The following is an 11,531-nucleotide window of genomic DNA, read 5'->3' as shown; positions in this document are numbered from 1 at the left end:
CCCGACCACTCCTCCCCCGAACGGACCCCGTGAAGATCACGAAGCCCCTCGCCCTCGCCGTCGCGACCCTCGCCGCCGGCAGCTCCCTCCTCCTCTCGTCCGGCGCTGCCTCCGCCGCCGGCGCCGACGCCGACGCGACCACGCAGTACGTCAACGACGTCGCTCAGATCCAGGACTACGACTTCGGCGGCCAGGTGGCCGCGGGCACGTGGGTGGCCGACATCGAGTCCACCACGAAGGAGGACGCCTTCACGTTCGGCCCCGACGGCCTCTCGACCGACGGCACGACCGGTGCGTACCTGCTCACCGGCACCCGCGCCTCGGTGCCCGTCGCATCGCTCGCGGAGCTCATCGCCGAGGCCGACTTCGTCTCGACCGGCACGGCGAAGTTCGGCTTCGTCATCCAGACCGACGGCCCGGACCTGCGCTTCAGCACGGCCACGGGCACGACGGGGCTGGAGGCAGACGCCACCTACGGTCTCGGCACCTCGGACGGCGGCGCGATGACCGCCGACCAGATCGAGGAGGACTACGCCGGCACGGACGCGACCGTCAGCGCCTACGGGTTCCTCCTCAGCTACCCGGAGCGCACCCCCGCGACCGTGTCGAGCATCACGGTCGACGGCGTCACCACGCGCTTCACGCCCACCCCGACCTTCACGGTCGCCCCCGGCACCGTCCCCGCCGCGGCCCTCCGCACCACGGGCGTCGCCGTCTCCGCCACCGGCTTCTTGCCCGGTGAGACCGTCTCGACGGGCTACGGCACCGGCCGCACCGGGAACGCGCTCGACACCACGTTCGTCGCCGACGCTGACGGCGCCGTCACCGGGACACTCGTCGTCCCCGCCGACGCCGCGGGCGGCGACTACACGCTGACGCTCGTCGGCACGACCTCGGCGCTCCGCCTGCAGGCGGTCCTCGTCGTCACCGCCGACCCTGCGGCCCCCGCTCCGGCAGCTCCCGCCGCGGGTGCTGCGCCCTCGGCCGTCGCCCCGGTCGCGACGCCCGTCCGGGCCGCCGCCTCCTTCACCGGCTGACGCGACCCGCACCCGGCGGCACGCCTGCCGAGCCGCTCGCGACCCCCTGTCCTCCTCGAGGGCAGGGGGTCTCGTCGTCCGCCCGAGGAGCTGTCCGCCCAGGACAGGCCCTGGCCGAGGGTCTGCTCCCGACCGCGCGCACCAGCAGGTCTCCCCCTCACGGGCCGACCCTCACCGGCGCGCGGCCGCCATCGCTCGGCGATACCAAGCCGGGAGGAGGAACGGGGGCAGCATGAAGGCCCCGACGACGCCGAAGAGGCCCACGCCCATCCCGACGAGCTGGAGGACTCCCCCGACCGACTCGTTCCCCGCGACGCCGATCATGCCGCCGCTCCCCGCCACGATGATCCCGAGACCCGCCCACGCGACGCCGAACGGCCAGTGCAGGAACGTGTGCGTCGACCAGCTCCGCCAGACGCCGCTGTAGGCGAGCAGGCCCACGACGAGGAGCACGACCCCCGGTGGGACGAGCGTCACGAGGCGTGCTGACCCAGCGCCTGCTCGAGCCGCTCGACCTTGCCGTCGAGCTCGCCCGTGCGGCCGGGGCGGATGTCGGCCTTCAGCACCAGCGAGACGCGCGTGCCGTAGCGGCCGACCGCCTCCGTCGCTCGCTTGACGACGTCCATGACCTCGTCCCACTCGCCCTCGATCTCGGTGAACATCGAGGAGGTGCGGTTCGGCAGCCCGGACGCGCGCACGACCGCGACGGCCGCGGCCACCGCCTCGTGGACCGAGTCGCCGTGCGCCTCGGGGTCGAGCGATCCGGCGGACGGGCCGCCGCTGGGCGAGACGGAGAAGGCGACGATCATGCGGTCATCCTCGCACCGTCAGGGCCGGGACGGCACCCTGCGCCCTGGACACCCGTAATTTGAGAGGGATGCAGGCGTCCGAGGCCAGTTCTGCCTGCTCCACGTGACTCGCGAGAGCGGATCCGTCTCGCTTTGCGGCGGCAGCTCGGAAATGCCGACCGGCGAGCCTCCTATACGTGGATATCCGGGTGCGGCGTGGCACGCCCGGCCTGATCTGTCGGGTTCTGCAGCGTTCTGGCTGCCTCAGCTGGATCCCCGGCCCGCCCAGACGACCCGGCCCGCGCCGACAACCCGACGCGCCACAGCTGCACGAGCGCGACGACGAGCAGCGCCACCTCGCCGAGGTTCCGCACGGTGATGAGCACGAGCATCCACGGCTCGACGCCGAGCAGGGCCTGGTACTCCCACGGGTAGATCACCTGCGTGAGCGCGGCGATCCCCACGGCCAGCACCGCCGGCACCGCCGCGGCAGGCACGGCACGGGCAGGCCCGGCCGCAGCAGACCCACCCGCCGCCGCCGCGCCCCCGCGCCGCGCCAGCACCAGCCCGATCACCACCGGCGGCGCGAGCCAGGAGACGAACTGCGGCGAGCCGACCTTGTTCGTGACGATGAGGGCCGTGACGAAGGCCAGCGACAGGGGCGCGAGCAGGTTCACGGCCGACGCGCCCCTCCGCACGGCGCGCAGCCCCAGCAGCAGCACGAGCAGCACGACGAGCCCCATGAGCACGGTCGTGAGGCGAGCCGCGGTGCCCACCCCGTCGCCCTCGACCTGGTACGTGAGGATCTGGTGGTCGTAGTAGACGAACGCCCCCGGCATCCCGGCGGCGGCCCGCCACAGCCAGGCGGTGGCGGTGGGCGACTCGACCTGCAGCCCGCGACCGGCCTGCTCCCCCACGAAGCCGAGCACGGTGGCCCCGCTGCCGAGCACGAGCGAGATCGCGACCACGGTGACGGTCGTCGCGACGGCGCCAACGACCACGTCGCGCCGGGCCCGGCCGCGCAGGGCCACGACGGCGGCGACGACGAGGGCGGCCGGCCACACCTTGATCCACGCGGCGACCGTCAGCAGCACGGACGCGGCCGTCGGCCGCGACGAGAGCAGCAGCAGCCCGACGATCGCGAACGGCACGGTGACCGCATCGATGCGCCCGACGGCGATCGGCCCGAGCGCGAGCAGGAACAGCAGCCACCACCAGGCCGGTGCGACGTGCCGCCGCCCGCGCAGCCCGCCGGTCAGCACCGCGAACGCGCCGGCGTCCAGGAGCAGCACGATCGTCAGCCAGGCCTGGCCGTAGTGGGCGTCGCCGCCGACGCGGGCGAGCAGCATGGGCACGGCGGCGAGCAGCGGGTAGACCCACGGCCGGTCCACGCCCACCCAGTCGCCGCCTCCCACGCCCTGCTGCATCCAGGTGCGGTAGACGCTCCACACGTCGCCCATCGGCTGGTTCGGCCCGGTGAGCGCCGCGTGGCCGACGACGAGGTGGACGATCACGAACGCCGACCAGAGCACGGCCGGGTGGGCCGCGACGCGTGCGGGCAGGCGGCGGGAGGCGCCGTCCGCGCCGGGTGCACGAGGAGGTGCGGCGACGGTCATGCGGGCAAGGCTAGCCGTCCGGCGTCACACGAGGCCTCGGTGCCGCCGCGCGGGACCGCGGACGGATATCCTGCCCCTCATGCCCCGCACCCGTCTCCGTCTCGCGGCCGCCGCCGTCTCCGTCGTCGCCGCCGTCGCCTCCCTGTCGGCCTGCGCCCCCACGTCCGGCTCCGGCGGGTCCGGCGACGGCCTCGTCACCGAGGGCAAGCTGACCGTCGCGACCGGCGAGCCGGCCTACAGCCCGTGGGTCGAGGACGACGACCCGACCACCGGCCAGGGCTTCGAGGCCGCGCTCGCGTACGCCGTGGCCGACCAGCTCGGCTACGCCGAGGACGACGTCGTCTGGGTGCGCTCGACCTTCGACGAGGCGATCGCGCCCGGCCCCAAGACGTTCGACCTGAACCTGCAGCAGTTCTCGATCACCGAGCAGCGCGCGAAGGCCGTCGACTTCTCGTCGCCGTACTACGAGACGCGCCAGGCCGTCGTCACCCTGCCCGGCAGCGCGGCCGAGGGCGCGACGAGCGTCACCGACCTGCAGGGCCTCGCCATCGGCGCCCAGAGCGGCACGACCAGCTTCACCGCGGCGGAGAAGGTCATCGACCCCGAGGGGGGCGTCCAGGCGTACAACTCCAACGACGACGCCAAGGCGGCGCTCGAGGCCGGCCAGGTCGACGCGATCGTGCTCGACGTGCCGACCGCCACCTACTTCGTCGAGGGCGGCGTCGTGCTCGGCCAGCTCGCCGCCGAGGACGGCGCGAGCGACGAGCTCGGCATCGTCCTCCCGCTCGGCAGCGCGCTCACCGGCGACGTCACCGACGCGGTCGACGCCCTGCGCGCCGACGGCACCCTCGACCAGCTGCAGCAGGAGTGGCTGGCCGACTACGACGTGACGGAGCTGTCGTAGCCCGCACCGCGCTCGCGGTCGACGCCCACCCCGTCAGCGACCTCGAGCTCGGCCGGCGCGCTTTCCGGCGTCGGCAGTCGGGGCGCTCGGTCGCGATCGCCGCCGTCAGCACGATCGCCTTCGCGGCCCTGGCCTGGTGGGCCGTCACGAGCACGCCCGGCTGGGACAGGGTGCGCTTCAGCTTCTTCGACGGCCCCACCCTCGTCGCCGCCTGGCCGCGGGTGCTCGAGGGACTCTGGCTGAACGTGCGGGTGCTCGTCGTGGCGCTGGTCGGCGTCGCCGTGCTCGCGACCCTGCTCTCGGCCCTCCGCACGCTGCGCGGCCCCGTCTTCTTCCCGGTGCGCGCCCTGGTGCGCGGCTACACGGACCTGTTCCGCGGCCTGCCGCTGATCATCGTGCTCTACCTCGTCGGATTCGGGGTGCCCGGGCTCGGCCTCGGCATCCCCCGCCTGCCCGCGGAGGTCTGGGGCACGGTCGCGCTCGTGCTCACCTACTCGGCCTACGTCAGCGAGGTCATCCGCGCCGGGCTCGACGCCGTGCACCCGTCCCAACGGCTGGCCGCCCGCTCGCTCGGCCTCAGCCACGCCGCGACGCTGCGGCTGGTCGTGTTCCCCCAGGCGATCCGCAAGGTCACGCCGGCCCTGATGAACGACGTCGTCTCGATGCAGAAAGACGTGGGGCTCATCTCCGTTCTCGGCGCCGTCGACGCCGTGCGCGCCGCCCAGATCGAGACCGCGACGGCCGCGAACTTCACGCCCTACGTGCTCGCCGGGCTGCTCTTCGTGCTTCTGGCCCTGCCGACGGTCTGGCTGACCGACTGGCTGTCGGCCCGCCTCCGTCGTCGTGAACAAGCCGGGAGCGTCGTGTGAACGAGCAGAGCGACGGCCACGGTCAGGCACGCGGGCACGGGCACGGGCACGGCCACGGCGAGCCGGGGGCCGACCTGACCGCAGGAGGCGCGGCGCAGTCCGCCGAGGTCGTCCTGCGCCTCGAGGGCGTGCGCAAGTCGTTCGGCGGCACCACCGTGCTCGACGGCATCGACCTCGACGTGGCCCGCGACGAGGTCGTCGCCCTGATCGGCGCGAGCGGGTCGGGCAAGTCGACGCTGCTGCGCACGGTGAACCTGCTCGAGCAGGTCGACGACGGGCGCATCGTGCTCGGCGGCGAGGACATCACCGATCCGCGGGTGCGGGTCGACGCCGTCCGGGCCCGCATCGGCGTCGTGTTCCAGCACTACAACCTGTTCCCGCACCTCACGGTCCTCGACAACGTCTCGCTGGCCAGCCGCCACGTGCTGCGGCGCCCTCGGGCCGAGGCCGAGGCGCGGGCCCTCGAGCTGCTCGAGCGCGTCGGGCTCGGCGACAAGGCCCGGGCCTACCCCGACCGCCTGTCGGGCGGCCAGCAGCAGCGCGTCGCGATCGCGCGGGCCCTCGCCCCGAGGCCCGCCGTGCTGCTGCTCGACGAGGTGACGAGCGCCCTCGACCCCGAGCTCGTGGGCGAGGTGCTCGACCTCGTCCGCACGCTCAAGGAGGTGGGGACCACCATCCTGATGGCGACCCACGAGATGGCGTTCGCCCGCGACGTCGCGGATCGGGTGGTGTTCCTCGACGCCGGCCGCATCGCCGAGCAGGGCCCGCCGGCCCAGCTCTTCGGGTCGCCGCGCACCGAGCGGGCGAGGGAGTTCCTCGCCCGCGTCTCGGGCTGAGGCGCCGGCGACCCTGTCGAGACCGCCGGCGCCCCCGTCCGACCTCAGCGGCGCCGGCGCTTGCTGTACACGTCGAACGCGACGGCGAGCAACAGCACGAGCCCCTTGATGACCTGCTGCCACGCGGCGTCGACCGAGAGGATCGACAGGCCCTGGTTGAGCACGCCCATCACCAGGCCGCCGATCACGGCCCCGACGACGGTGCCGATGCCGCCCTGCACGGCGGCGCCGCCGATGAACACGGCCGCGATCGCGTCGAGCTCGAAGCTCTGGCCCGCCGAGGCGACCGCACTGCCGGCGCGGGCCGTGCTGACGACGCCGGCGAGCCCGGCGAGCAGGCCCATGTTGACGAAGATGCCGAAGGTGACCCACTTCGTCTTCACGCCCGACATCATCGCCGCGTAGAGGTTGCCGCCCATGGCGTAGACGTGTCGGCCGAAGACGGTGCGCGTGAGCAGGAACGAGTACAGCAGCACGAGCGTCGCCAGGATGATCAGGATGATCGGCGTCCCGCGGTTGTAGGCCAGCAGGTAGCAGAGGTACATGATCGCGGCGACGGCGATGGCGATCTTCAGCACGAACGAGACCGCCCGCTCGCGGGGCAGCTCGAGGCGCCGCAGGTTCGCCCGGGCGCGCAGCTGCTGGGCGACGAGGCCCGCCGAGGCGAGCAGGCCGATGCCGAGCGTGAACAGGTCGGGCTGGCCGGTCGCCGGCAGCGTGCCCGAGCCGATCGAGTTGAAGGCCCGCGGCAGCCCGCTGATGGTGCCGCCCGTGAGCAGCACGAGGGCCACGCCGCGGAACACCAACATGCCGGCGAGCGTGACGATGAACGCCGGGATGCCGACGAAGGCGATCCAGAAGCCCTGCCACGCCCCGATCAGCGCGCCGACGAGCAGCGACAGAGCGACGGCCACGCCCCAGGGCAGCCCCCAGTCGTTCATGGCCAGCGCGGCGACGGCGCCCACCGTGGCGACGACCGAGCCGACCGAGAGGTCGATGTGCCCGGCGATGATCACGATCACCATGCCGATCGCGAGGATCAGCACGTAGGCGTTCTGCTGGATCAGGTTGCTGACGTTGCCGGGGTAGAGCAGTCGGCCCTCGGTCAGCAACTGGAACAGCAGCACGATGACGAGCAGCGCGGCGAGGATGCCGTACTGCCGCATGTCGATGCGCAGGCGCCGCTTGGAGCCCGGCATCGGCCCGGACGCAGGAGGCGGTGCGGACGGACGAGGAGGTGCGGTGGTGGTCACGAGGCTTCTGCTCCTAGGTTCCTGGTCGCGGTCATGTGGCGCATCAGCTCTTCCTGGCTGGCGTCGGCGCGCGAGAGCTCGGCCGTGAGCCGCCCCTCCGCGATGGTGTAGATGCGGTCCGACAGGCCGATCAGCTCGGGCAGCTCGCTCGAGATGACGATGACCGCCTTCCCCTGGGCGGCCATCTCGGCGATGATCCCGTAGATCTCGTACTTCGCCCCGACGTCGATGCCCCGGGTGGGCTCGTCGAGGATGAGCACGTCGGGGCCCGAGTAGATCCACTTGCTCAGGACGACCTTCTGCTGGTTGCCGCCGGAGAGGTTGCCCACGACCGACGAGACCGACGGGGTCTTGATGTTCATCTGTCGGCGGTAGTCGTCCGCCACGGCGTACTCGCGGTTGCGGTCGATGACGCCGAGCCGGGCGAGCTTGCCGAGCGCGGCCGCGGAGACGTTGACCGTGATGCTGCCGATCAGGTTCAGGCCGTAGCGCTTCCTGTCCTCGGTGACGTAGGCGATCCCGTTCTTGATCGCCTCGCCGACGGTGCGCGTCTGGATCTCGACTCCGTCCTTGTAGACGCGGCCCGAGATGTCGCTGCCGTACGAGCGCCCGAACAGGCTCATCGCGAGCTCGGTGCGCCCTGCCCCCATCAGGCCCGCGAAGCCGACGATCTCGCCGGCCCGCACGGTGAAGGAGGCGTCGTCGACGACCACGCGGTCGGCGTCGACCGGGTGGTGCACGGTCCAGTTCTCGACGCGCAGCTTCTCGGCGCCGATGTCGGGCACCCGCGGCGGGAACTGGCTGTCGAGCGGGCGACCGACCATGGCGCGGATGATGCGCGTCTCGATCTCCGGGGTGTCCTCGACCGCGAACGCCTCGATCGTCTTCCCGTCTCGGATGACCGTGACGGTGTCGGCGATCGCCCGGATCTCGCCGAGCTTGTGGCTGATGATGATCGCCGTGATGCCCTGGTCGCGCAGCTGGTCGATCAGGCCCAGCAGGTGCGCCGAGTCGTCGTCGTTGAGCGCCGCCGTCGGCTCGTCCAGGATCAGCAGCTTCACCTCCTTCGAGAGCGCCTTCGCGATCTCGACGAGCTGCTGCTTGCCGACGCCGAGCTCGAGCACCTTGGTGACAGGGCTCTCGGCGAGGCCGACCCTCTGGAGCAGGGCCGCCGCCTCCAGGTTGGTGCGGTTCCAGTCGATGACGCCGCCGCGCTGCACCTCGTTGCCGAGGAAGATGTTCTCGGCGATCGAGAGGAACGGGCTGAGCGCGAGCTCCTGGTGGATGATCACCACGCCGTCGCGCTCGCTGTCGTTGATCGACGAGTAGCGGACGGGCCGGCCGTCGAGCTCGATCACGCCGCCGAAGCTGCCGTGCGGGTACACGCCCGACAGCACCTTCATCAGCGTCGACTTGCCCGCGCCGTTCTCGCCGCAGATCGCGTGCACCTCGCCGCGCCGCACGCTGACGGAGACTCCGTCGAGCGCGCGGACGCCGCTGAACTCCTTGACGATGTCGGTCATCTGGAGGATGACGTCGTCCATGTGGTCCTCGTTCCGTTCAGGGGTGAGGGAGCCGGCGGCGGCCCCGTGGGGACCGCCGCCGGCTGCCGGGTGGTGGGGTCAGAGACCCACGTCGCCGGCGTCGACGAAGCCGGACTCGACGAGGACGGACTGCACGTCGTCCTTCGTCACGACCACCGGGTCGAGCAGGTACGCCGGCACGACCTTGACGCCGTTGTCGTACGTCTCGGTGTCGTTCGTCTCGGGCTCCTCGCCCGCGACGATGGAGGCGATCATCGCCTGCACCTGGGTGCCGAGCTCACGCGTGTCCTTCCAGACCGTCATCGACTGCTGGTCGGCGAGGACCGCCTTGACGTTCGCGACGTCGGCGTCCTGGCCGGTGATGATCGGCCAGTCCGTGCCGGCCTGGTAGCCGGCCGCGTCGAGGCTGGCCTCGATGCCGAGCGCTAGGCTGTCGTTCGGCGAGAGAACGACGTCGACCTTGTCGCCGCCCGTGTAGAACGACTGGAGGCGGTTGTCCATCTCGGCCTGGGCGTCGTCCGAGCCCCAGCCGAGGATGCCGATGGCCTTCCAGCCGTCGTCGTCGGCCGGTGCCTTGCCGCTCGGCACGGTCAGCACGCCGCTCTCGACGTAGGGCTGCAGGACGTCCCACGCGCCGGCGAAGAAGAAGCCGGCGTTGTTGTCGTCGGGGCTGCCCGCGAAGGGCTCCATCGTGAACGGGCCCTTCTCGCCGTCGGCGAGGCCGAGCTGCTCCTCGATGTACTGGCCCTGCAGCTGGCCGACCTTGTAGTTGTCGAACGTCGCGTAGTAGTCGACCGCCTCGGTGCCGTTGATGAGGCGGTCGTAGGCGATGACGGTGACGTCCTGCGAGGCCGCGTCCTCGAGCACGGGGCCGAGGGTCTGCCCGTCGATCGCGGCGACGACGAGGATCTTCGCGCCTCCCGCGACCTGGTTCTGGATCTGGCTGATCTGCTGGTCGGTCTTGTTGTCGGCGTACTGCAGGTCGACGGTGCAGTCGTCGCCCTCGAGCTTCTCCTTGAGGCCCTCGCCGTCGTTGATCCAGCGCTCGAGGCTGCGCGTCGGCATGCTGATGCCGACGTTGCAGTCGGTGCCGGCGGCGTCGTCCCCGCCGCCGGAGGAGCCGCCCGAGGAGCCGGCGGGTGCGCAGGCCGCGAGTCCGGCCACGAGGCCGAGCGTCAGGGCCGCCACGGAGAGCGTGCGTGCTGTGGTCATGGTGCGGATCCTTCCGATGGGATCTGCCCGGGCGACGGGTCGCGGCTCCCTCCGGGTGCGTGGGGAGCGTCGTGGCCGTGGTTCGTCGTCGAACCGGTCCAGATCGAGCTGTACTTCGCTGTAGTGCTCGAGGCCGACGAGGGTGCGTCGGCTATTTGTTGGCTCTCGGAACATATAGCCGAGAGGAGGCGCGCGCCAGGGCGAGGAGGCGTCGTTACCGAATCGAGATGAACGATGCTCGCATCTGCCCTGGTCGAGGGGCGGTTGCTGCGCCTGCACCTTCCCAGCGCCGTCCTAGGGTGACGCGTCATCATCCTGGGCAGGCGCCTCCTCCGTGCCGACCAGCCCGAGCAGCACCCGAGCCGACCCCAGGAGACACACCATGAAGAAGAAGACCGGAATCGTCCTCGGAGTCGCAGCGGTCGTGGTGGTGGGCCTCGGCGTCACCGCCGCGGTCGCCGGCCCCGCCTTCTACCGCGACGTGATCGTCGGCGAGCCCGAGGCCGCCCCCACCGTCTCCGTCACGCCCGGTGCGACGACGATCGACACGAGCGACCTCAGCGGCGCCTGGACCGTGGGCGACGGCAGCACCGCGGGCTACCGCGTCGACGAGGTGCTGAACGGCACCGACGTCACCGTCGTCGGCACGACCGACCAGGTCACCGGCACCGTGACGGTCGAGGGCGACTCGGTCACGGCCGCCACGATCGACGTCGACGTGGCGAGCATCGCCACGGACAGCGGCAACCGCGACGGCTACTTCCGCGACGACGCCATGGAGGCCTCGACCTACCCGACCGCGACCTTCGTGCTGACCCAGCCCATCGACGCCGGCGTCCCCGCCGACGGCGACGTCGAGACCGTCGAGGCGACGGGCGACCTGACGATGCACGGCGTCACGCAGAGCATCACCGTCTCGCTGCAGGCCGCGCTCTCGGGCGACGGGGTGCAGATCAGCGGCTCGGTGCCGGTGACCTTCAGCGACTACGGAGTCGAGGCGCCGAGCTTCGGCTTCGTCCAGGTCGAGGACTCGGGCACGGTGGAGTTCCTCGTCTCGGCGACCCCCGCCTCCTAGGGGCCGCCCTCTCGGCGGGGGCCGCCCTCCCGGCGGGGCCGCCCTCCCGGCGGGGGCACGTCGTCCAGCCGCCTCACACCGGCGAGGAGGTGTGGTGTGTTCTCCCTGAGGCTGATCCGTCACGTGACGAAGCGCCAACCTGTCCCCCGATCCGTCACGTGACGGAGCGCCGGCCCGTCCCGTGATCCGTCACGTGACGGAATAGGCTCCACCCGACTCTGCCCCTCCTGCTCCGACGCGCAGCAGGGCGGCGATCGTCGCCGGCAGCGCGTCGACGAGGCCCAGCACGGTGAGTGGCCCTCCGGCGCTCGCACGCTCGGCGGCCAGGCCGTGGACGACCGCGGCGGTGGCCGCGAGGCGGGCCAGGGCGTCCTCCCGTGCGAGCGCCTCGTCCGCG

General features: G+C 72.2%; 11 protein-coding genes and 1 pseudogene. 5 read left to right on the top strand and 7 right to left on the bottom strand.

The window, feature by feature from the left end; genetic code table 11:
- Window positions 1–29: 29 nt before the first annotated feature.
- A complete protein-coding gene (locus RWM17_RS02170; protein WP_314100928.1) occupies window positions 30–1,037 on the top strand; it encodes a hypothetical protein in 1,008 nt (335 codons plus the stop codon).
- Between the two features lie 171 nt (window positions 1,038–1,208).
- Here the strand turns inward: RWM17_RS02170 and RWM17_RS02165 are convergent, their stop codons facing one another.
- The 3 genes from RWM17_RS02165 to RWM17_RS02155 form a co-directional block, all read right to left on the bottom strand.
- Entirely contained in the window at window positions 1,209–1,514 is a 306-nt protein-coding gene (locus RWM17_RS02165; RefSeq protein ID WP_314100927.1) for a hypothetical protein, read from the bottom strand.
- The gene (locus RWM17_RS02160; protein ID WP_314100926.1) at window positions 1,511–1,846 is read right to left on the bottom strand and encodes a thiamine-binding protein; all 336 of its coding nucleotides are present in this window, start codon (window positions 1,844–1,846) and stop codon (window positions 1,511–1,513) included. Before RWM17_RS02160 ends, RWM17_RS02165 begins: the two co-directional genes overlap by 4 nt.
- 170 nt (window positions 1,847–2,016) lie before the next feature.
- On the bottom strand, window positions 2,017–3,441 hold the full coding sequence (locus RWM17_RS02155) for a glycosyltransferase 87 family protein (RefSeq protein ID WP_314100924.1): 1,425 nt from the start codon (window positions 3,439–3,441) through the stop codon (window positions 2,017–2,019).
- A gap of 79 nt (window positions 3,442–3,520) precedes the next feature.
- On the opposite strand from RWM17_RS02155, the gene RWM17_RS02150 reads away from it, so the two are divergent.
- The 3 genes from RWM17_RS02150 (at window position 3,521) to RWM17_RS02140 (ending at window position 6,050) form a co-directional block, all read left to right on the top strand.
- Entirely contained in the window at window positions 3,521–4,345 is an 825-nt protein-coding gene (locus RWM17_RS02150; protein WP_314100922.1) for an ABC transporter substrate-binding protein, read from the top strand.
- On the top strand, window positions 4,309–5,214 hold the full coding sequence (locus RWM17_RS02145; RefSeq protein ID WP_314100920.1) for an amino acid ABC transporter permease: 906 nt from the start codon (window positions 4,309–4,311) through the stop codon (window positions 5,212–5,214). Before RWM17_RS02150 ends, RWM17_RS02145 begins: the two co-directional genes overlap by 37 nt.
- A gap of 74 nt (window positions 5,215–5,288) precedes the next feature.
- Window positions 5,289–6,050 (top strand): amino acid ABC transporter ATP-binding protein, encoded by a 762-nt coding sequence (locus RWM17_RS02140; RefSeq protein ID WP_123547266.1) that lies wholly within the window; start codon window positions 5,289–5,291, stop codon window positions 6,048–6,050.
- Between the two features lie 44 nt (window positions 6,051–6,094).
- On the opposite strand, the gene mmsB is transcribed toward RWM17_RS02140, so the two are convergent.
- The 3 genes from mmsB to chvE form a co-directional block, all read right to left on the bottom strand.
- The gene (gene mmsB, locus RWM17_RS02135; protein WP_314100975.1) at window positions 6,095–7,249 is read right to left on the bottom strand and encodes a multiple monosaccharide ABC transporter permease; all 1,155 of its coding nucleotides are present in this window, start codon (window positions 7,247–7,249) and stop codon (window positions 6,095–6,097) included.
- Window positions 7,250–7,299: 50 nt separating this feature from the next.
- A complete protein-coding gene (gene mmsA, locus RWM17_RS02130) occupies window positions 7,300–8,847 on the bottom strand; it encodes a multiple monosaccharide ABC transporter ATP-binding protein (protein WP_209560566.1) in 1,548 nt (515 codons plus the stop codon).
- 78 nt (window positions 8,848–8,925) lie between these two features.
- Window positions 8,926–10,059 carry a multiple monosaccharide ABC transporter substrate-binding protein gene (gene chvE / locus RWM17_RS02125; protein WP_314100917.1) on the bottom strand — a complete coding sequence of 378 codons (1,134 nt, stop codon included), beginning with the start codon at window positions 10,057–10,059 and terminating at the stop codon, window positions 8,926–8,928.
- 382 nt (window positions 10,060–10,441) lie between these two features.
- Between chvE and RWM17_RS02120 the strand changes: the two genes are divergently transcribed.
- On the top strand, window positions 10,442–11,134 hold the full coding sequence (locus tag RWM17_RS02120; RefSeq protein ID WP_314100915.1) for a YceI family protein: 693 nt from the start codon (window positions 10,442–10,444) through the stop codon (window positions 11,132–11,134).
- Between the two features lie 189 nt (window positions 11,135–11,323).
- Here RWM17_RS02120 and RWM17_RS02115 read toward each other — a convergent pair.
- Window positions 11,324–11,531: pseudogene (locus tag RWM17_RS02115) on the bottom strand (bifunctional ADP-dependent (S)-NAD(P)H-hydrate dehydratase/NAD(P)H-hydrate epimerase); the annotation flags it as partial.

The sequence above is a fragment of the uncultured Frigoribacterium sp. genome, from assembly GCF_963515265.1.
In the GTDB taxonomy this organism is placed as follows: Bacteria; Actinomycetota; Actinomycetes; order Actinomycetales; family Microbacteriaceae; genus Frigoribacterium.
This window is presented reverse-complemented; position numbering and strand designations above follow the sequence as displayed.

Coding starts and splice junctions, on each gene's coding strand:
- RWM17_RS02160 (WP_314100926.1), bottom strand. CDS start 1,846: ATGATCGTCGCCTTCTCCGTCTCGCCCAGCGGCGGCCCGTCCGCCGGA.
- RWM17_RS02155 (WP_314100924.1), bottom strand. CDS start 3,441: ATGACCGTCGCCGCACCTCCTCGTGCACCCGGCGCGGACGGCGCCTCC.
- RWM17_RS02150 (WP_314100922.1), top strand. CDS start 3,521: ATGCCCCGCACCCGTCTCCGTCTCGCGGCCGCCGCCGTCTCCGTCGTC.
- mmsB (WP_314100975.1), bottom strand. CDS start 7,249: ATGCCGGGCTCCAAGCGGCGCCTGCGCATCGACATGCGGCAGTACGGC.
- mmsA (WP_209560566.1), bottom strand. CDS start 8,847: ATGGACGACGTCATCCTCCAGATGACCGACATCGTCAAGGAGTTCAGC.
- chvE (WP_314100917.1), bottom strand. CDS start 10,059: ATGACCACAGCACGCACGCTCTCCGTGGCGGCCCTGACGCTCGGCCTC.
- RWM17_RS02120 (WP_314100915.1), top strand. CDS start 10,442: ATGAAGAAGAAGACCGGAATCGTCCTCGGAGTCGCAGCGGTCGTGGTG.